Origin of the sequence: Streptococcus sp. FSL E2-3494 (assembly GCF_038007085.1) — a bacterium.
Taxonomy (GTDB): domain Bacteria; phylum Bacillota; class Bacilli; order Lactobacillales; family Streptococcaceae; genus Streptococcus; species Streptococcus thermophilus.
This window is the reverse complement of sequence record NZ_JBBOWN010000002.1, coordinates 163212-183275: the sequence shown is the minus strand read 5'-3', so window position 1 is coordinate 183275 and position 20064 is coordinate 163212. Positions and strand designations below refer to the sequence as shown.

The window sequence follows — 20064 nt, the reverse complement described above, 5'->3', positions numbered from 1 at the left end:
TCTAAGTCATTTTTTCAATGCCTTTTTATAGGCTTCACTATCCTTTTTGTATGCAATATTTTCATTACCTGAAGTAAAATAACTACCTGTATCATACTTTAAAGTGCCATTTTCTTTTAAATCGTAGGTAACAACAACGTCACGACCGTTAACAGAAAATGTAAAAGTCTTATTTTTAGTATCAATATTCGTTATAGCACGGGTTTCATTCTCGTAGAATCTCCCACCATTTTCATTAAACTCTAAAATAAGTTTAGCTTTACCGTCATAGATATCATAATATTTTCCATAAAGACTATTTTGTTTGGAACAAGATATTAGAAATATAGCAGTAATTCCTAAAAGTAATAGACTAAGTATTTTTTTCATTTTCCAAACCTCCCTTATAATATTATACTAGAAAAATGTTACAAATCAGATACAACTATCAAATTTTAAGATAAGATATAGAGTGTACTTTATCTTTAACTATGAACTATTAAAAAAATATAACTTGGAACTTTTATAAAAAGATGATATAATTACCATAATGTAAAAAAGAGGTGATGCCTATGTTGCGTACTGTAGAAATTGAGAAAGAATTGAATATTACACGTCAATCTCTTCATAATTATATTAAACAAGGAGATATTGAGAAACCTTTCAGAGATAGAAAAGGATATTTATGGTCAAATGAAGATATCCAGCAAATAAAAAAAGTGATTAAATCAAAATACGATAATCAACGTCATACACTTTCTCAAGAGAAAAAACTAGAAATCCAAAATAGAAGATATTTGGGAAGTAAACAAAAAATGCTCCCCTTCATTAATGAAGTTGTTGAGAAGCATACTAAAAATGTAAATATCATTGCTGATATTTTCGGAGGAACAGGAGTAGTTGCAGATTTATTCAATCGTCAAGGAAAACAAATAATTGTTAATGATATTTTGTTTAGTAATTTTGTAAGTTATGTAACTTGGTTTGGGAATGATAATGTAGATTTATCAAAAGTTGAATATGAAATTGATAGATTAAATAATCTTAAGGGCATAAGAGGGTATGTCACAGATGTTTTTGGTGATAGATATTTTAGTATAAAAAATGCACAAAAAATAGATGCCATCAGAGAAGAAATAGACTGTTTAACAAACTTAAATGGTAGAGAAAGGTCATGTATAATGACTTCACTTTTATATGCAATGGATAAAGTAGCAAATACTGTTGGGCATTTTGATGCATATAGAAAAAAAATGGATTCCACTCAAGAATTAATTCTTAGAGTACCTAATATTAAAATAAATTCGGGAAATAAATTATTTAATATGGACGCGAATGAATTAGTTAAACATATTAAGGCTGATTTGGTATATATTGATACTCCATATAATTCTAGAGGATATGAGAATGCTTATCATGTCCTAGAAAATGTAGCAGAGTGGAAAAAGCCTAAAGTTGAAGGTATAGCTCGTAAAGCAGTAAATCGTTCAGAAAAAAGTTCAGATTATACAAAATCTAAAGCACCAATAGCATTTAATAATTTAATTTCAAATATCAATTCAAAATATATTTTAGTTTCTTATAATAATATGGAAAAGAAGGGAAATTCACGCTCTAATGCAAAAATTTCAGGAGAAGAAATAATGGCGATTCTAAATAAAAAAGGAAAGGTTAGCAAGTTTGAAACAGATTTTGCACCATTTACAACGGGTAAATCTCATATTAAGAATCATAAAGAAATACTATATTTATGTGAAGTCAATTGAGGTATAATAGTGAAAAATTATTACATAAAAAGTGCTTTAAACTATACGGGTGGAAAGCATAAGCTACTACCTCAGTTATTTCAACAATTTCCTCAGCCCGATACTTTCAATCGGTTTATTGATTTATTCGCTGGAGGAGGAGTAGTATCTGTTAATGTTGCTAATGAATTCTTTTCAAGTCTATTTAAAGAAGATGGAGAAATTGTTGTTAATGATAGTGAGTATCATGTTATAGATTTTTTAGAATTTTTATCCCAATCTAAAATTGAAGAAATACTAGAAAAAATATATTTTTATATAAATAAATATGGGTTGTCTAATACTGAGAAATTTGGGTATGCCCCTTATTATATTGGAGATAAGAAAGACGTTAGTGCCTATAATAAGGAAAAATATAAAATTTTACGAGAAGACTACAATAAACATCAAAATAAGCAAGATGAAAATATCTTGTTTTATTTGCTAATAGTTTTTGGATTCAATAATCAAATACGTTTTAATTCTAAAGGAGAGTATAATCTCCCAGTTGGGAAAAGGGATTTCAATAGTCAAATGAAAAATAAATTGATTGAATTCCAAAAAATATTAAGTTCTCATAAGTTCTCCTTTAAAAAAGAAGATTTCCGAAATGTTACGGATATTAAAAAGGGTGATTTCATTTACGCTGACCCCCCATACCGGATAAGTACAGCAACCTATAATGAAAATAATGGTTGGACTTTAAAAGATGACTTAGATTTGTTTGATTACCTTGATAAAGTTGATAGCATTGGTGCTAAGTTTGCAATGTCAAATGTAATTGCTCATAAAGGACAATACAATAAAGAACTTATTGAGTGGAGTAAAAAATATGAAAATAAATCACCATTACGGCTGACATTCAATTATAATAATAGTAATTATCAGTCAAGAGCTAAGAAATCTGAAACTATTGAAGTTCTAATAAAGAATTATTGAATAGTAAGGAAGTATCCCGTACTTCCTTTTTTATTTTAATGTTATAATAAAAGTAATCTAAGTACTAAAAATGATAGTGAGGAGACATGAATGAAAGTTGCTGAAGACTCAAAGTTTAATATGTGGAATACGAATGGTAGGAGAAAAGATATAACTGATGCTTATACAAAATATTTAACTATACTAAATGAGGAATTTGAAAGTGGAAATTATGAGTGGGATAGTTTTCCAAAAAGTGTTGGACAATTCGTTTTTTATATGCTTGCAATCCAATCCAGTCCAGAAATTTTTAAAGACACAAACAAATTGGATAGCTTTAATAAATATTTAGAAAAGAGTGAATATGCAAATTCTTTTTGGGCTCTAGATGAAGAAACATTTGAAAGCTTGCCAAAAGGGCAAATACTTCTAGAGGATTTGGATAAAAATCTTGAAGCAAGAGCGAGACATTATACTAGTAATTTAACAAAAATAGGGTTTGCATACAACAACAGAAAAATTTCAACTGTAGGTAAGTCTTATCTTAATGAAAAAGTTGGTCAACTCGATACATTTGAAAAACTTTTGCCAATCAACTCAATAAATTTAATTCTATTACGGCAGCTTTCAAAATTAAGAGTATATTCAAAAGATGGTAGTATGTACTACTCACCATTTAATTTACTATTATATACTTTGTTGAAGTATAATAGGATATCAGATTCAGTTTTGTTTAAAATGATTGAATTACTAAATCCTAAATTTCCAGTAAATCCTGACACATTTTTGGACCGAGTTTTAACAACCACCTTTGAAGAGGTGCAATTGTCTTATAATAATAGAATATCCGGGAATGACGAATTTCCAGATTTTCAAGGAGTCATGCAGTATGAGGATTTTTCAAAGTACTTTACAAGTCAGAAAGATTCAACTCAGTCACAGATATATTATGAGTTTTATTTAAAAAATTACAGATTTGTTCAAAATAAAACGCAAGAATCCTTAGATATCTTAATAGAATTATTGAAAAATAAGTCAAAAGGGAAGGTTATAAAAACTGCATTTGGTGGTAAGAAATCAGTTTATAATACTAAAAAAACTAGAATTGAAGAGTTCCTAACAGAGAATGCTGACAAGGTATATTTGACAGATGGTACAAATAATGCGATGTACTACTCAGAGTTTAGATTTAGTAAGCGCAATTCAGATGTAAGAGAGTACAACAGAAATTTTAGAAAAGTGGCATTGGCAACAGGAATTTTACATGTCAATAATGGTATAGCTGAATTGGCTTACCGAAATCTTTGGGAAAAATTTTTAAATTTAGATGTACTCCAAAATAATATTTTTGTTCCAAGTACTGAAGAGGATATGGAATTTTATGAAAATAGTTATGGTTCAGTCTTCTATAATAATATTACTTTATCTAAAATTTATGGATATGACGAAAATCAAGTAGTTTCTATAGTTCGGGAAATTACAAATGAATTGTCTTTATCTACTGCAGATGAAGTAAAAGGACATTTACAGTCTCAAATATCTATAGAATTTAAAGAATTTGTTCATAGAACTTTTCCAAAAGATAAAATAATAGAAATTCTTCCATTGTTCTCGGATAGAAGCAATGATAAGATTATTCAAAAAATGGTTGGAGTAGAATCATCTGTACCAACCATTTATGAGTACATAGTAGGTTTAGCTTGGTACTACTTGAGTGATAAAGATTATGATTTACATTCCAGTTTTAATTTAACAATGACAGCTGATTTTTTACCAGAAAAATTTGCTGGTGGCGGATACGGTGATATAGTTGCAGTATACGATGATGAAATTGTTCAGTTGGAAGTAACCTTAATGGATAGAAACACTCAAAAGCGGGGAGAATGGGAACCTGTTCTTCGGCATGCTGCAAACTTAACAATAGATGAAGAACCTAAGCCAGTAACTACATTGTTTGTAGCAGATGAACTTGATGACAATACTATAAATATATGGCGTGCGGTAGCAAGTGTTCCTCTGAAATCTAGCAGGGAAGTTCAAACCTTTGGAAAAACTGCAGAAAATGTAAAAATTATGCCATTAAAAAATATTGAACTGAGGGATTTACTAAGTAACAATGTTAATAGCACCCTTCTATTAACGAATATCAACACATCTTTCTCTTCTTTATCGCAAGAATTTAATGTGAATTGGAGAGAAACTATCCTAGATTTTTAGAAACATGGAGACGGTATTATGTTCAAATTTTTTTCAAATGAATCAGAATGGGATATATTTAAATCAGTAATACATAGTTGTGAAGCTATATATACAAAATCAAAAAAAGAACAAAAATTAGCTGATAAAATTTGTAATTCAATCTGGAATGATAATACAGATACAAGACCAGATTTTATCACTAATGATATGATGATAGAAATGTTTGAAGTTGATGATATAGTTGCTAAGAAAAAAGGAAGAGAGAATCCTCAAAGAAAAGCAGATGCTCGAGCATTAAGAGAAGTGGAAAGACTTATTCAACAGTTTCCAGAGGGAACATTTGCAGATGACTTAAAAATTATTGCTCACGGGGATACAAGGTATAATCCCAAATCTGATAATTTTATTCCCGATGATTCAGTAAGTCATCATAATTATAGAGCTTATTTAAGTAATTTTCAGAGAATCTGTCAGAAACATTTAAATAGTGTTGAAGCATATAGAAAAAACTATCCTAACAAAAAATTGGGATTTCTAATTGTAGATGATTCTACTTTTTATATAACGAGAAAACAATTTCAAACTAATCCTATCTCAACTAAGGAAGCTTTTCTTGACTATCCATTTTTTGATAAAAATTTTATGAATCTATTTATAACATCGAAAGTTGACTTTGTTATGTGGGCATTTAATAATAAATACTTTTATACAAGTGAATTTCCACATGGTGAAGCTTCCCCGTTTCCAACTGTAGCTTTAATCTCAAAGGATAACTATTATACCAAGTATTCTAAGTATTTTGATGTAAATTCTATGGTTTCACTAGAGGAATAAAAAGTTATTATATAAAACATAATGGAAGAAGTGAGGTGTACAATGGGGAAATTATTTCAGCAGCAGGAAATGTTAATACTTATTTTAGGTTCTATAATTTCTTTGATTTCTACAATAATAGGTTTTTTTGCACAAACTTTTGTAACTTCAATACTTGCAAACAAGGGAAAAGTAAAAATCTATATTAAATCAGTTTACAATAAAATGACTGGTAAACCTTGGGGATTCCAAAATAGTGCATTCCAAGGTTTAATGTTTGATGTTCCATTATGGATAGAAATTCACAATATGAAATCAACTAAACAAGTTATTAGAAATATTAACCTAGTCTTGTATAATCATAGAAAGGTGATTGGTAAGACTGTTCAATTAAGCCATTATGAAGAAGACGGTGAAAGCAAGCCTTATGGAGAAAATGGCTCCTATACCTTTTTGCTAGCTGGAAATGAAATTAAACGGTTTGATTTAGAATTTGCAATCTTACAAAAAGATATGGAAGGAAAAAACTTTGATGAAGTAAGAATTTCATATTATGATTCAAAGGATAACTATCATGAGACACCTATTTTTAAAATTAATGAACCTTGGAAAATATCGAAAAATAAAATAGATAATGACTGGAGATTAATAAATTAAACATAGGTATAGGCATACATGATTTTTCTACTTTTTAGAGAAATTCTGCCCCAATTTTTCTCCCAAAAAATAACAAAATAAGCTACTTTTTAAGTAGCCTAGATTATCCAAATGCTTTAAAATCAGCAAATCGATTTTAATTAAAATATCAAAATACCGGCTGCCGGTACCGGTATAGTTCAAGGTCTTCAAACATTGATTTGAAAACCTTTTTCCTTGTTTTGAGCAATTTTATATTTTTTTATTTAATTGAGATAAAAAAGGCTCCTTGTCTAATAAGATAACCTCTAGCTCAGTATTCTATTTTTTTGGAAGTGTTAAGAAATTTACCTTATTTAAAAGAAATTATTTGAAATTATATAACATAAAGTGAAAAGTACATAGTGATAAAAGTGCGGTAATAAAGACTTTTAGTATTTAAAGAGATGTAAGTTCCACCAACCAGGTCTTAAGAAAGCTCGTAAAGCTTCACAATTCTCAAAACGTTAATCAATACGATTATATCAATGTTTCAAGACATTCAAGAGTTATCTCTTGGGTGTCTTTTTTTGTTGAAATTTATAAAGTTCACCCCAAAATTCACCCCATGTTCACCCTATTATTTTTTTAAGCTTCTATATGCAATATCTCCAGCAGTTTGATTTACTATATTTTTGTGTTAACATAGGTCTTTGTAATTTGTTTATCACTATGAGTTAATGCCTCGGAAATAATCTCTAGGGGAACGCCAGATTTTCTTGCAAGAGTGGCACCTGTGTGTCTTAACTTATGTGGTGAAGCAGGGGATAGTTCTGGATGCCTACGTCTGACAGAATTCATTCTATAGTTGAGGTAATCTGTATGAAGTGGAAGGTTGATATTATTGGATCGGTCATTATAGGTAAACACAAACTGCTTTTGAGTCTGGCGTAAACCAAATAGTTTTAATTCCTTTTGTTGCTGGACCTTCCATTTAGCTAGTAGTTCCATTAGTTCTGATGGTGCTTTAAAGAGTGTTTTCTTACGACCTTTGGTGGGTTTTATATTTCCGAAACGATCTAAAGCTTGTTCTATCAGTGTTTCTCCAGTAGAGAAATTGATGTGTTTCCATTGAAGAGCATAACTTTCTGATTTTCTATCGGATAAAAAGAATGTCGTATAAAAGAGAGTGTAGTCTTTTAAATCAATAAGTCCTTTCTCTAAGTCTATGTCAAAAGCTTGTAACCATAATTTCAGCTCTTCTTTATCGAGAGATAAATCTTCCTCTCGTTTGCTTTCTTTAAGGAGAATCTTTTTATTAGCTTTAATTCTAGTAATTGTTTTGCGGAGTTTATTTGATGGAATATATTCTAGTTCCTCAGCCCAATCGAAAACAGAATTAACATAGCTCCTAATTACTTTGAAATTAGCATAGCTATTTGCTTTGGGAGTAAGTAATGAAAGAATAAGTTGTTTATTATTATTTGGGTATTCGATAGAATATTTACCCAGAATGGGTAAAATGTGTAGCCTGAATATATTTTCTGTTTGGAAAACTGTTGCTTTTGTGGGTGGTTTTATTGTTGTTGTGGTTTGACCTGCTTTGTATGGTTCGAGCCAAATATCTTCATAAAATTTTTTGAATATGATTTCTCCTTTATTTTTTATGTTTATATGGCTTTTTCCAGACTTAGCATTTTTAATGTCGATAGAAAGTTTTAATTCTACTTCTTTGGCTTCTCGTCTGGTTTTATATTTTCTTTCAAAAAGTTTACCTAAACCCAATTTTGCTTGAACATCTTCTGGAATGTAAAGTCGTAATTGATATGTTCCATTTTTTGTTTTCTTAATAGACATATTTACCTCCTTATGCGCTGATTTCTAATCTTGTCATCCATTGATTGATACTTTTCTTGTTGAAACGAATAGATTTTCCGATTCGGATATAGGGTAATCCCATTGCAATCCCAATATCAAGTGTATTATTAGAGATACCTAGGTAGTTGTAAGTCTGTTTTTTGTTTAGAAAAGTGCTGTCAGCCCCAATATCCTCTTTAAAATGATGAATTTCATTCTTTATTAGTGTTGCAATCATTTGCTGAATTTCTTGAGTTTGTTCTTCTGGCAATTGTACTAGCATATATTATTCTCCTCTTAAAAATAAAAAAGAAGAGTAAAATACTCTCCTGCTGTTAAAAAGATTAATTCTTCTTATTTATTATTTTGTTGAAAAAAACTAGCAAAGCGACCCCGACCACTGTCAATTGTTTGCCCTTATTACGACATGCATCACAAATTGGTATTGTTTTAGGTGATGAGATTGTTTTTTTACAAGTTTTACACTTCTTCGTTTTTAGTGTCATTTTTTTCTCCGTTTCGATTTTTGCTGTTTCGGTATTGCTTAAGTTAACGTTACTATCTTGGTGGAATTCAATTAATTTAGTATTAATATTAATAAATAAGTCCCTATTGTTTTTTGAGTAGCTGTAATGATTATGAATTAATTCTAACAAACTTACTTTTGGGATACTATTATTCTTTATCCATTTTAATTCTTTTACATAAAGAAGTTTTTTTGCTAGTTCTTTCAAATAATTTGTTTTGTATGGAATATTTTGTTTAGAAACTAATTCCATCGAACCTTGAAAAGATAGTAGCCGATCATGGGCTATCCCCTCATTATTTAGTGTTAAATCGATATAAATTTGCATACCAACAATTTTAGTCATAATTTCTATGTCTTGAAGTAAAAAATCAGCATGTGTTTGTAAAGAGGCTTGACGGTATGTTGGTTGGCTGATTTTCTTAATAATTTCATCTCTATTTGAAATTATATCAGATTTAATAGCACTTACTGATTCTTCAAATAATGTATTTGCATCCTTTAGTGACTTAACTTTTTCTCTGAAATCTTTGCTATTGTTGGCTTCTATAACTTTTGTACGAGCTGAATAAAATGGAGCTAGTATACTATTGTTTCTTTCCCATCTAATCTGATAATCTTGATTTTCTTTGATATCTAACAGTAAGTTATAGATTTGTTTAAGTTGAGCTTGAGCGATTAGATCACTAGGAACTTGATTTTCGTTGTTATTGGTCATTTTCCTTAATGTCAAATCTTCAACACGATTCTTCTGATCGGTTGTGTCTACAATTACAGCCCTAAGATTTCCTTCTACTTTTCTAGATTCCCCAATTTTATAAGCGACCTCTTGAAGTTTCGCTTTGGTGTCAGGAGATAGACTGTCAAAGTCAACCTCATATAGAGTAGCATTATTGAAATCTAGTATTTTAGTGTTAGGATTAAGATATTGGTTTGAAAAGTTGAATAGGGGGGTCCTTTAGTATCAAATAAGTTTAAGATATCAAATGGGAAACTTTCTTTAATCATGTTGGGGAGAGATTGTTCAAAAGGACTACTTATTTCAAAGATATCTGTTGTTTTGATATCTGTCTCATTTTTAAATAAATCAAAAGATTGTAAGTTTTTTTGATTGATTCTTCTTTTTGATTTTCTGATTTAGCAACTTCGTTCATTAGATCGCCTAGTCATTTTTGTATTAATTATAACATTTAGTATTGATTTTAAACGTATCTAAATTAATAATACTAAAAATTAATATTATTAAAACCATCATCAGTGTCCAATGACATAAGTAAATTGTTTTGCTGTTTCTGCATCAAAAGTGCGGTAGCTAACGACTCCTAGTCCTTTGATGTTTGATTCAGAGATGAGGATGGAGCCATCTGATTTGACTTGTTCCACAAAGGCGATGTGGCCATAAGTTGGATCTGCTCCAGCTTGCCCTGGGCTAAAAGATAGAGCGGAGTGTTCGGTTGGGGTATGAGTTGTCTGATACCCTGGGGCACTCATCCATTGGCCACCATTTCCCATATACTTTCCGAAGCTAACACCGACTTCTTTTCCTCGGTTATAGACAAACCAGGTACATTGTCCCCAAGGATAAGACAGTCCTGTGTGGCTTGAGGTATTGATTTCTTTGGTGAGGCTATAGCCTTGTGGGACATCCCCTGTTGTGACACCACCTCCGTCTCTGGTTTTTCCTGTCGTCTGTTCAGGGGCTTTTGGTGTACCTCCATGCTCATCGATATAGGTATCGAGTTTTTGCATGGTTTCAGCACGCCTTTTCCTAGAGCCAGAGGTATCGGTGAAGTAGACGCCACCATCTGTTGACGTGTTGAGAGAACCACTCGCAAATTTTTGCGCTTTGTCATCTTGGACTTTGAAGGTTTCATTTTTATTGCCAATGATGGTCTGCTTTGTGAGTCCAACAACGGCTACTTCATCGTTAAAATTATTGGCATTTTCTGGATTAGAGTCAAATGTGGTTCTGTTGCAAAGTTTTAAATAAAGAATAAAATCCCTTACGGTATCTATGATTTAGGCTGTTATTCCCATTAATACCTTGATTTCAGTAGACACCGAAAAGCCGAAGAGAGTGCCTTCTTTTCGGGTTTTCTTATATAATCCTCGAATGGCTTCCATGCCTTTAATCGTGGTTGAGGCAATGCGTAAACTTCGATAGAATTTATTGTGTCTCTTTACTGGACGATGGTCTTGTTCAATCAAATTATTCAGGTATTTAATGGTACAATGTTCTGTCCCTTGATAAAAGCCGTATTCTCTTAGTTTCTTAAAGGCACTTGTAATAGAGGGGGCTTTATCTGTGACTACAACCTTCGGTTCATCAAACTGCTTAACTAACCGTTCAAGAAAAGCATAGGCTGTTTGTGTGTCCCGTTTTTTACGTAACCAAATACCCAAGGTTAAACCATCTGCATCGATGGCTCGATACAAATAATGCCATTTTCCTTTAATTTTGATGTATATTTCATCCATTTTCCATGAATAAAAGGATTTTTTATTTTTCTTTTTCCAAATTTGATAGAGTAGTTTGCCATATTCTTGCACCCAACGATAAATCGTCGTATGAGAAACGTTAATGCCACGATCATATAAGATTTCTTGAACTTCACGATAGCTAAGGTTATAACGAAGATAGTAGCCCACGGCTACAATAATCACATCCTGCTGAAATTGCTTTCCTTTAAAATGATTCATCGTCATTCCTCCTGCTATCTTTTTCTATTATTCTACCTTATTTGATAGTAGATTTAAAACTTTGCAACAGAACCCTATATTCGTTACAATGGTTATGGGAAGTTTTTCAAAAGGTTAAGAAAAGCTTACGGGGGTTTTTGAAATCAAAAAGTAGTAGGGGACGATAAAATGAAACATACACACAAAATCATATTGGCTGTCACTTCTGTATGCACTGTTATTATTCTAGGTGTAAGTATCTTTTTTGTTACACAAGCAGTAACAAACAATAAATTAGAAAACACTAGTCAAACAACTCAACACTCAAGCAGCAGCTCAAAACCTGTTGAAGATAAACAAACGACGAAACAGCTTGATCAAGCAAAACAGCTTGCTGCAAGTTATCATTATGATGAAGCCATCGCCTTACTTGAAAAAGACGACGCCAAAGAAGCGCAACAATTGTTAGCAACTTTGAAAAAAGAAAAAGAATCCTTGGTAAAATGGGAAGACCCGACCAAAATCTCACACGTCTTCTTTCATAGTCTGATTGTTGATCCAGCTAAGGCTTTTCATACCCAGCAAGCACAAGGGTATAAAGATTATATGGTCACTATTTCCGAATTCAATAAAACCCTTGATCAGTTATATAAAAATAACTATGTTCTTGTTAATCTAAATGGATTAGTCAAAAAAGGAACAGATGGAAAACTGACCTTTACAGGTGTTTCTCTTCCAGAAGGAAAGAAACCGTTAATTCTTTCGCAAGACGATGTCAGCTATTATGAATACATGGACAATTCAGGATTTCCAAGTAAGTTGATTGTCGATAAACAGAACCAAATCAAGAATATTTATATCGACAATAAGAAGGAAACTGTTGGTGACTATGATATGGTTCCATTGATCGATTCATTCATTAAAAAACATCCCGATTTTTCTTATCAAGGCGCCAAAGGAACGTTAGCTTTAACAGGCTATAATGGTGTATTAGGTTACCGTACATCAAAATCAGAATATGGTGATAACGAAAAAACAAACAAAGAAATCGAAGCAGCCAAAAAAGTTGCTGATCAATTAAAGAAAGATGGTTGGAGTTTTGCTTCTCATACTTGGGGACACTTGAATATGACACAAGCTTCTTTAGCCGATATCCAACAAGATAATGAACGTTGGCAAAATGAAGTTGCACCTATTTTAGGCAAAACAAATATTTTGATCTACCCATTTGGCGCTGACATCAGCGATTGGCAACCTTATTCTGAAGCAAATCAAAAATTTGCTTACTTGAAACAACAAGGATTTGATATCTTCTGCAATGTCGATGCCTCAACTCCTGCATGGGGACAACTAGGAACTGACTACTACCGTAACGCCAGAATCAATATTGACGGTATCCGTTTCGAAGTTGACCTAAAAGGAGAAAATCCAATACTTGATCAATTTATCAACGTCAAAGAAGTGTATGACCAAAAAGATCGAGGATAGAGGTTGTGAAAGAAGCGTCCAGCTCCGAGCAAATAAGAACTAGATTTCTAAAATAGTTTCTCATATTTTGGAAATCTAGCGCTTATTGCTGAGGAGTTGCTTCTTGAACACCGTGGATAAGATTGTGAAAAGGCTGGTCTGCATCAAGCAATAAGAATGAACAGAGAAAAACAGCTTCTTGAATACCGCAGATAGGTTGTAAAAAAACCGTTTTGACCTGACGATAACCAGTAAAACAGAGGTGAGACCATTGCTAAAAGTAGCAGTGGTCTCATCTCTTTTTTTGCACAAGTCATATTTGATTGTTTCGTTATTTTAATCAGGATAAAGTTCTTTTTTTTTCATGCTAAAGAGTGATTCTTTCTTCTCGATTTTCACTTTCTTCGTTTAACTTTTGGTAAATACTTCTGTCAGAAAAAGCTCTAGGTAGACACACGAAAGCAGATAAAAAGCCTAACTTTTGCAACAGTTTATGCTGTCGTTCAAAGATAGGCTTTTACAGTTTATAAATAGCCCTTTCTATCCATGAATCACATCAAGTAATGTCTGGAATAAGATTGCACTAGAAGCTGCTCCTGGATCAATGTGTCCAATCGCCCGCTCCCCTAAATAAGAAGCACGTCCTTTTTTTGCGACCAAATTTTTAGTATGTTCTTTGGCATTTTCGATGACGTCTGCGGTTAGCTGATTGTTTTTTAATGCTTCCGTAACAGGCAACCAAACATCTAGCATTGTTTTATCCTCTGCTTCAGCTTTTCCTCTTGCTTGTATCCCATTTGTACCTTCTTCGATGATTTTCCCTAATTGCTCTTGTGAATTGATGACGTCAACATCCTTTGTCGCTTTCATCATGTTCATGAATGCTGAACCATATAGCGGACCTGAAGCTCCTCCAACTTTGGAGATCATTGCCATCGAAAGAACTTTAAAGGTATCACGGTTCTGTTGCAAAGTTTTAAATAAAGAATAAAATCCCTTACGGTATCTATGATTTAGGCTGTTATTCCCATTAATACCTTGATTTCAGTAGACACCGAAAAGCCGAAGAGAGTGCCTTCTTTTCGGGTTTTCTTATATAATCCTCGAATGGCTTCCATGCCTTTAATCGTGGTTGAGGCAATGCGTAAACTTCGATAGAATTTATTGTGTCTCTTTACTGGACGATGGTCTTGTTCAATCAAATTATTCAGGTATTTAATGGTACAATGTTCTGTCCCTTGATAAAAGCCGTATTCTCTTAGTTTCTTAAAGGCACTTGTAATAGAGGGGGCTTTATCTGTGACTACAACCTTCGGTTCATCAAACTGCTTAACTAACCGTTCAAGAAAAGCATAGGCTGTTTGTGTGTCCCGTTTTTTACGTAACCAAATACCCAAGGTTAAACCATCTGCATCGATGGCTCGATACAAATAATGCCATTTTCCTTTAATTTTGATGTATATTTCATCCATTTTCCATGAATAAAAGGATTTTTTATTTTTCTTTTTCCAAATTTGATAGAGTAGTTTGCCATATTCTTGCACCCAACGATAAATCGTCGTATGAGAAACGTTAATGCCACGATCATATAAGATTTCTTGAACTTCACGATAGCTAAGGTTATAACGAAGATAGTAGCCCACGGCTACAATAATCACATCCTGCTGAAATTGCTTTCCTTTAAAATGATTTATCGTCATTCCTCCTGCTATCTTTTTCTATTATTCTAACTTATTTGATAGTAGATTTAAAACTTTGCAACAGAACTGATGTAACCGTTTATTAATCTTTTTTATCATCTATGGATAACATTTTTTTGTTACACTAGGAGTATGAAAAAGGAGATATGATGAAACAGAGCCAAGCTAAAAAGCATGACAATACGATGACTAATAAGATTTTGATGAGGTTGATTGCTCTTGTCTTAGGTTTGCTTTTTCTTGAAATTTTGATTATTCATAGTAAAAATGAGCAGCAAAAGAGTGTTTCAAATCAAGTACAGACAGCACGTATCATGGCTAATGGGGACTTGCTTTATCATGATGGTCTCTATATGAGTGCCTTGCAGGCAGATGGCAGTTATGAATTTTACTGAAAATTTTACATATGTGAAGCCATGGTTAAAGCAGGCTGATTTGGTCTTGGGTGATTTTGAGGGAACTATCAATCCTGATTATCCTTTGTCAGGCTACCCTCTGTTTAATGCTCCTCAATCAGTGACGGCAGCTATTAGTGATGCCGGCTATGATGTTATGGATTTGGCCCATAATCATATTTTGGACTCTGGTTTAGAGGGAGCTTTTACAACAGCCGATGCATTTAAAGAGGTGGGCATTGACCCTGTTGGTGTTTATGAAAATCCTGTGCGTGATAAGGCGCCTCTGTTTATCAAGAATGTTAATGGCATCAAGGTAGCAATACTTTCTTATGCCTATGGTTTCAATGGCTTGGAGTCAAATCTGACCGAAAAAGAGATTGCGAATCATTTGTCGAATCTTGATGAAAAACGGATGAAAGTAGAGATTGAGCGGGCTGAAAAAGAGGCTGATGTTACGGTTATCATGCCACAGATGGGCGTGGAATATCGTTTGGAACCGACAGATGAACAGGTAAAGCTTTACTATAAGATGATTGATTGGGGTGCTGATATTATCTTTGGGGGCCACCCTCATGTGGTTGATCCGTCTGAAGTGGTTAAAAAGGATGGACAGCAAAAACTCATTATTTACTCAATGGGGAATTTCATCTCTAACCAGCGCATAGAGACTATGGATGGTGTGGATAGTGCAGCATGGACAGAGAGGGGCGTCTTAATGGATGTCACTCTTGAGAAAAATAATGGTCAAACCACGATTAAGACAGCTCAAGCGCATCCAACCTGGGTTAACCGCACACCTAAGGGAACAATTTCGCCAGAGGGATATCCTTTATATACTTATCAAACCTATATTTTAGAGGATTTCATTAAAGGTGGAAAATACAGAAATAAACTAGATGAAGACACTAAAGAGCGTATAGATACTGCCTATAAAGAAATGAATGCTCATGTTAATCTAAAATGGAAATAAAGCTAAGATATCGCTAAAATTTGGCGATATCTTAGCTTTATCGACAAGTTACCAACAGACTTATCAACAGGTGTGGATAAGTCTGTTCTCAGTGTTAAACCTTGATTTTTCATGGTTCTATTAGAATTGTATTGTTTTACTTGTTAACAAGTTTATCCACAAGTTGTTGGATTGATAGAGACTGAATTTTATAAACGATACTGGTTAAATGTTGTAGAAACATTCGTTTTTTTCCAATAAAAAAGGTGTAATTTCTATAAAAAATAGCGTTTTTAATCAAAATATGCTAAAATTATACAAAATAAAATGATGGAGGCTTCTCATGAAAGCGATTATTACAGTTGTAGGTAAGGATAAAGCGGGTATTGTTGCAGGTGTTGCGACTAAGGTCGCAGAACTTGGTTTGAATATTGATGATATCACTCAAACAATTCTTGATGAATTCTTTACCATGATGGCGGTTGTATCATCGGAAGATAAGAAAGATTTTACACACCTACGTGCTGAATTAGAAGCTTTTGGTGAATCATTAAACGTCAAAATCAATATCCAAAGCTCAGCGATTTTTGATGCTATGCACAACTTATAAGATAGGGGTAGTTGAAAATGGATATTAAACAGGTTACAGAAACCATTGCTATGATTGAGGAGCAGAACTTTGATGTTCGTACTATCACCATGGGAATTTCACTTCTAGACTGTATCGATTCAGATATTGATAAGGCAGCAGAAAAGGTATACAACAAGATTGTTTCTAAGGCTAAGAACTTGGTAGCTGTTGGTGACGAAATTGCGGCTGAACTTGGTATTCCGATTGTTAATAAACGTGTTTCTGTTACTCCGATTTCAATTATCGGTGAAGCGACAGATGCGACGGATTATGTACCGTTTGCTAAGGCACTAGACCGTGCAGCTAAGGAAATTGGCATTAACTTTATTGGTGGTTTCTCTGCATTAGTTCAAAAGGGCTACCAAAAAGGTGATGAGATTCTTATTGATTCTATCCCACGTGCGCTTGCTGAGACTGATTTTGTCTGCTCATCTGTTAATATTGGTTCAACAAAAACTGGTATTAACATGACAGCGGTACGTGATATGGGACGTATCATTAAAGAGGCTTCTGATGCAGATCCAATGGGTCCAGGTAAATTGGTTGTCTTTGCTAATGCGGTTGAAGATAATCCATTTATGGCAGGTGCCTTCCACGGTGTTGGTGAGGCTGACGTTGTAATCAATGTTGGGGTTTCAGGTCCTGGTGTTGTGCAACGTGCTGTTGAGAAGGTTCCAGGTGAAAGTTTTGATGTTTTAGCTGAAACAGTTAAGAAAACTGCCTTTAAAATCACACGTGTAGGGCAGTTGGTTGGTCAAATGGCTAGCGAACGTCTAGGTGTCGAGTTTGGTATTGTAGACTTGTCTCTTGCACCAACTCCAGCAGTAGGTGATTCGGTAGCTCGTGTACTTGAAGCCATGGGGCTTGAAGTTGTTGGTACGCATGGTACTACTGCGGCTCTAGCTCTTCTTAATGACCAAGTTAAAAAAGGTGGTATCATGGCATGTAACCAGGTCGGTGGTTTGTCAGGTGCCTTTATCCCAGTTTCTGAAGATGAAGGAATGATTGCAGCAGTTCAATCTGGGCATATCAACCTTGAAAAATTGGAAGCCATGACGGCTATCTGTTCTGTTGGTCTAGACATGATTGCCATTCCTGCTGATACGCCAGATACAACAATTGCGGCCATGATTGCCGATGAAGCGGCTATTGGTGTCATTAATCAGAAAACAACAGCTGTTCGTATTATTCCTTATGGTAAGGAAGGGGACATGTTGGAACTTGGAGGTCTTCTTGGTTATGCACCAGTAATGAAGGTAAACAAAGCTTCATCGGCGGACTTCATTGCGCGTGGTGGCCAAATCCCAGCCCCTGTTCACAGCTTTAAAAACTAAACGGATGATAAGTGCTTTACCGGATTGGTAAGGCATTTTCTGATGATTTCGCTAGCTAGATAGTCAGGTGGATTTGTGCTATAATGAGTTCAAAATGACGGAAAGAAGGAGGGGTCATGAGTAAGGTTAAGTTATATATTGCGAGACACGGCAAGACTATGTTTAATACTATTGGTCGTGTTCAAGGTTGGTCTGATAGCCCTTTGACCCCGTTCGGTGAAGAAGGAATTCGCGAACTGGGGTTAGGTCTGAAAGCGGCAGGTATCCCGTTCAAATCTGCTTATTCTAGTGATTCAGGTCGAACTATTCAGACCATGGACATCATTTTACGTGAGACGGGTTTGGAAACTATTCCTTATAAACGTGACAAACGTATTCGTGAGTGGTGTTTTGGTAGTTTTGATGGTGGCTATGATGGCGAGTTTTTTTATGGTGTATTGCCGAGAACAGCTGCTTTTCAAGGTAAGAATATACATGATGTAACTTATCCTGAGCTTGCCCAGAGTATCCTTGATGTAGATACGGCTGGTTGGGCAGAATCTTGGGAAGTTCTCAGAAAACGTATTATAGAAGGTTTTACAGCTATTGCAGAGGATCTTGAAAGGTCCGGTGGTGGTGATGCTTTCGTCGTTAGTCACAGTATGACCATTGCAACTTTTGCTTGGTTAATGGATCCTTCTGTCGAGCATCCTCCATTGGACAACGGTTCGGTTACTGTCGTTGCTTATGAAAATGGTAGATTCACATTGGAAACACTTGGCGATATGACTTATCGTCAGGTTGGACGAGAGATAATAGAAAAAGACAATGGTAAAAAATAGCTATCCGAGTCGCCGTCAGGCGAAAAAGCAAACCAATTGGTTTTTGGTTATCAGTGGCGTCTTGACTGCAATTCTTTTAGTTACAGCAGGACTTTATTCAGTATTTGGTGTCAGTCGTACGGTCCAACAAACCAATGGATCGTCAGTAACAAAAAATAGTAAGCAAATTACTGATTCGACTCAAAGCAAGGATACAAAAGGACTACCTGATGTATTGCCTAAAGACTGGAAATTGCTTTTGGTAAATCGAGATAATAAGTCTAAAGAGCTTAATCCTGAGCTTGTTAACGTATATGGTGTTTCTGTAGATGCGAGAATTGCGAAAAATGTTGAAGAATTTTTAGCAGCAGCTCAAGAAATTAATCCAAGCTATCATTTGATTTCGGGTTATCGTAGTGTTGCCTATCAGACAGAACTTTATAACAGTTATGTTCAGCAGGAAATGGCTGATGATCCTACTTTGACAGAGTCCCAGGCAGAGAAGAAGGTTCAGACTTATTCACAACCACCGGGTGCTAGTGAGCATCAGACAGGTCTTGCGATTGACATGAGTACTGTAGACAGTTTAGATGAAGCAGATCCAGCTACTGTGGCTAAGGTCAAAAAAATAGCGCCAAAGTATGGCTTTGTTCTTCGTTTCCCAGATGGTAAAACATCGTCAACAGGTGTGGGGTATGAAGATTGGCATTTCCGCTACGTTGGTAAAGAATCAGCAGAGTACATGACTGCACATAATCTTACTTTGGAAGAATATCTGGTACTATTAAAGGAGAAAACTAAGTGAGACGACGTTTTAAACTAAAAGCCTTTATAATCTTAGTTGCTGTTTTCGCTTTAGGGATTCTCTTACCGCTGATTCTTCATGCATCTACAGCTGATAATGCTCGTACGGTAAAGGTTGCCTATACGCAGAAAGGGTTTATTGAAAACTTAGCGCCAACAGCACAAAAAATGTCTAAAAACTATGGTGTCCCTGCGTCGATTCTCCTTAGCCAAGCCGCATATGAGTCGAACTATGGTAGTAGTCTCTTATCTGTTAAATACCATAATATCTACAGTCTCCCTGCTCGGCCAGGACAAGAACATATCTATCTAAAGGATAATGTTTATAGTAAAGGCAAATGGCAATATCAAAAAGTAGATTTTGCAGTTTTTAGAGACTGGTCAAGTTCTATGTCATCTTATCTAGAAGAACTACGCCAAGGTAGATGGGGAGAATCAACCTATAAAGAGGTGGCAGGAACTACGAGTTATAAAGTTGCGGCAGAAAAGCTACAAGCTGCAGGTTTTAATAGTGATCCTGATTACGCTAAACATCTTATTTCTATTATTGAGACCTATAATTTGGTAAAATATGATCTCTGAGATTAGAACACCCCTAAGGGTGTTTTTTA

General features: G+C 34.2%; 17 protein-coding genes and 3 pseudogenes. 12 read left to right on the top strand and 8 right to left on the bottom strand.

Annotated elements, in window-relative coordinates; all coding sequences use genetic code 11:
• Nucleotides 1-6 precede the first annotated feature (6 nt).
• Nucleotides 7-369: a hypothetical protein gene (locus NST05_RS09280; protein WP_000722890.1), complete on the bottom strand. Its 363-nt coding sequence runs from the start codon at nt 367-369 to the stop codon at nt 7-9.
• A gap of 182 nt (nt 370-551) precedes the next feature.
• Between NST05_RS09280 and NST05_RS09275 the strand changes: the two genes are divergently transcribed.
• The 5 genes from NST05_RS09275 to NST05_RS09255 all read left to right on the top strand — a co-directional run bounded on the left by NST05_RS09275 (nt 552) and on the right by NST05_RS09255 (nt 6350).
• Nucleotides 552-1745 carry a DNA adenine methylase gene (locus NST05_RS09275; protein ID WP_340743004.1) on the top strand — a complete coding sequence of 398 codons (1194 nt, stop codon included), beginning with the start codon at nt 552-554 and terminating at the stop codon, nt 1743-1745.
• A 9-nt stretch (nt 1746-1754) separates the two neighbouring features.
• A complete protein-coding gene (locus NST05_RS09270; protein WP_258862865.1) occupies nt 1755-2702 on the top strand; it encodes a Dam family site-specific DNA-(adenine-N6)-methyltransferase in 948 nt (315 codons plus the stop codon).
• Nucleotides 2703-2792: 90 nt separating this feature from the next.
• Nucleotides 2793-4898, top strand: coding sequence for an AlwI family type II restriction endonuclease (locus NST05_RS09265; RefSeq protein WP_340743003.1), 2106 nt, complete (start codon nt 2793-2795; stop codon nt 4896-4898).
• An 18-nt stretch (nt 4899-4916) separates the two neighbouring features.
• Nucleotides 4917-5714, top strand: a complete 798-nt coding sequence (locus NST05_RS09260) for a hypothetical protein (RefSeq protein WP_214489857.1) — start codon at nt 4917-4919, stop codon at nt 5712-5714.
• 42 nt (nt 5715-5756) lie between these two features.
• Nucleotides 5757-6350 carry a hypothetical protein gene (locus NST05_RS09255; protein WP_340743002.1) on the top strand — a complete coding sequence of 198 codons (594 nt, stop codon included), beginning with the start codon at nt 5757-5759 and terminating at the stop codon, nt 6348-6350.
• A 598-nt stretch (nt 6351-6948) separates the two neighbouring features.
• Here the strand turns inward: NST05_RS09255 and NST05_RS09250 are convergent.
• The 5 genes and pseudogenes from NST05_RS09250 to NST05_RS09230 all read right to left on the bottom strand — a co-directional run bounded on the left by NST05_RS09250 (nt 6949) and on the right by NST05_RS09230 (nt 11391).
• A pseudogene (locus NST05_RS09250) lies at nt 6949-8165 on the bottom strand (tyrosine-type recombinase/integrase).
• A gap of 10 nt (nt 8166-8175) precedes the next feature.
• Nucleotides 8176-8448 (bottom strand): helix-turn-helix domain-containing protein, encoded by a 273-nt coding sequence (locus NST05_RS09245; RefSeq protein WP_024704300.1) that lies wholly within the window; start codon nt 8446-8448, stop codon nt 8176-8178.
• 61 nt (nt 8449-8509) lie between these two features.
• The gene (locus tag NST05_RS09240) at nt 8510-9409 is read right to left on the bottom strand and encodes a hypothetical protein (protein WP_340743001.1); all 900 of its coding nucleotides are present in this window, start codon (nt 9407-9409) and stop codon (nt 8510-8512) included.
• Between the two features lie 536 nt (nt 9410-9945).
• Nucleotides 9946-10653, bottom strand: a pseudogene (locus NST05_RS09235) (CHAP domain-containing protein); the annotation flags it as partial.
• A gap of 57 nt (nt 10654-10710) precedes the next feature.
• Nucleotides 10711-11391, bottom strand: a complete 681-nt coding sequence (locus NST05_RS09230) for an IS6 family transposase (protein ID WP_014621075.1) — start codon at nt 11389-11391, stop codon at nt 10711-10713.
• A 168-nt stretch (nt 11392-11559) separates the two neighbouring features.
• Here NST05_RS09230 and NST05_RS09225 point away from each other — a divergent pair, with 168 nt between their 5' ends.
• Nucleotides 11560-12858, top strand: coding sequence for a polysaccharide deacetylase family protein (locus tag NST05_RS09225; RefSeq protein WP_071417287.1), 1299 nt, complete (start codon nt 11560-11562; stop codon nt 12856-12858).
• A 519-nt stretch (nt 12859-13377) separates the two neighbouring features.
• Here the strand turns inward: NST05_RS09225 and dhaL are convergent.
• Together dhaL and NST05_RS09215 are read right to left on the bottom strand one after the other, a co-directional pair.
• Nucleotides 13378-13872 carry a dihydroxyacetone kinase subunit DhaL gene (gene dhaL, locus NST05_RS09220; protein ID WP_256498068.1) on the bottom strand — a complete coding sequence of 165 codons (495 nt, stop codon included), beginning with the start codon at nt 13870-13872 and terminating at the stop codon, nt 13378-13380.
• Nucleotides 13851-14531, bottom strand: a complete 681-nt coding sequence (locus NST05_RS09215; protein ID WP_014621075.1) for an IS6 family transposase — start codon at nt 14529-14531, stop codon at nt 13851-13853. Before NST05_RS09215 ends, dhaL begins: the two co-directional genes overlap by 22 nt.
• 155 nt (nt 14532-14686) lie before the next feature.
• Between NST05_RS09215 and NST05_RS09210 the strand changes: the two are divergent.
• The 6 genes and pseudogenes from NST05_RS09210 (at nt 14687) to NST05_RS09185 (ending at nt 20035) form a co-directional block, all read left to right on the top strand.
• Nucleotides 14687-15905 (top strand): annotated as a pseudogene (locus NST05_RS09210) (CapA family protein).
• Nucleotides 15906-16227: 322 nt separating this feature from the next.
• Nucleotides 16228-16494 carry an ACT domain-containing protein gene (locus NST05_RS09205; RefSeq protein ID WP_071417285.1) on the top strand — a complete coding sequence of 89 codons (267 nt, stop codon included), beginning with the start codon at nt 16228-16230 and terminating at the stop codon, nt 16492-16494.
• Between the two features lie 17 nt (nt 16495-16511).
• Nucleotides 16512-17849 carry a PFL family protein gene (locus tag NST05_RS09200; protein ID WP_084828434.1) on the top strand — a complete coding sequence of 446 codons (1338 nt, stop codon included), beginning with the start codon at nt 16512-16514 and terminating at the stop codon, nt 17847-17849.
• Between the two features lie 116 nt (nt 17850-17965).
• Nucleotides 17966-18670, top strand: a complete 705-nt coding sequence (locus NST05_RS09195) for a histidine phosphatase family protein (protein ID WP_071417283.1) — start codon at nt 17966-17968, stop codon at nt 18668-18670.
• Complete coding sequence (locus NST05_RS09190) at nt 18657-19454, top strand: M15 family metallopeptidase (protein ID WP_037623333.1); 798 nt, start codon at nt 18657-18659, stop codon at nt 19452-19454. The genes NST05_RS09195 and NST05_RS09190 overlap by 14 nt, the downstream gene beginning before the upstream one ends.
• The gene (locus NST05_RS09185) at nt 19451-20035 is read left to right on the top strand and encodes a glycoside hydrolase family 73 protein (protein ID WP_084828435.1); all 585 of its coding nucleotides are present in this window, start codon (nt 19451-19453) and stop codon (nt 20033-20035) included. The genes NST05_RS09190 and NST05_RS09185 overlap by 4 nt, the downstream gene beginning before the upstream one ends.
• Nucleotides 20036-20064 lie beyond the last annotated feature (29 nt).

Coding starts and splice junctions, on each gene's coding strand:
- NST05_RS09205 (WP_071417285.1), top strand. CDS start 16,228: ATGAAAGCGATTATTACAGTTGTAGGTAAGGATAAAGCGGGTATTGTT.
- NST05_RS09230 (WP_014621075.1), bottom strand. CDS start 11,391: ATGAATCATTTTAAAGGAAAGCAATTTCAGCAGGATGTGATTATTGTA.
- NST05_RS09190 (WP_037623333.1), top strand. CDS start 18,657: ATGGTAAAAAATAGCTATCCGAGTCGCCGTCAGGCGAAAAAGCAAACC.
- NST05_RS09280 (WP_000722890.1), bottom strand. CDS start 369: ATGAAAAAAATACTTAGTCTATTACTTTTAGGAATTACTGCTATATTT.
- NST05_RS09245 (WP_024704300.1), bottom strand. CDS start 8,448: ATGCTAGTACAATTGCCAGAAGAACAAACTCAAGAAATTCAGCAAATG.
- NST05_RS09200 (WP_084828434.1), top strand. CDS start 16,512: ATGGATATTAAACAGGTTACAGAAACCATTGCTATGATTGAGGAGCAG.
- NST05_RS09240 (WP_340743001.1), bottom strand. CDS start 9,409: ATGACCAATAACAACGAAAATCAAGTTCCTAGTGATCTAATCGCTCAA.
- NST05_RS09265 (WP_340743003.1), top strand. CDS start 2,793: ATGAAAGTTGCTGAAGACTCAAAGTTTAATATGTGGAATACGAATGGT.
- NST05_RS09260 (WP_214489857.1), top strand. CDS start 4,917: ATGTTCAAATTTTTTTCAAATGAATCAGAATGGGATATATTTAAATCA.
- NST05_RS09275 (WP_340743004.1), top strand. CDS start 552: ATGTTGCGTACTGTAGAAATTGAGAAAGAATTGAATATTACACGTCAA.
- NST05_RS09225 (WP_071417287.1), top strand. CDS start 11,560: ATGAAACATACACACAAAATCATATTGGCTGTCACTTCTGTATGCACT.
- NST05_RS09255 (WP_340743002.1), top strand. CDS start 5,757: ATGGGGAAATTATTTCAGCAGCAGGAAATGTTAATACTTATTTTAGGT.
- NST05_RS09195 (WP_071417283.1), top strand. CDS start 17,966: ATGAGTAAGGTTAAGTTATATATTGCGAGACACGGCAAGACTATGTTT.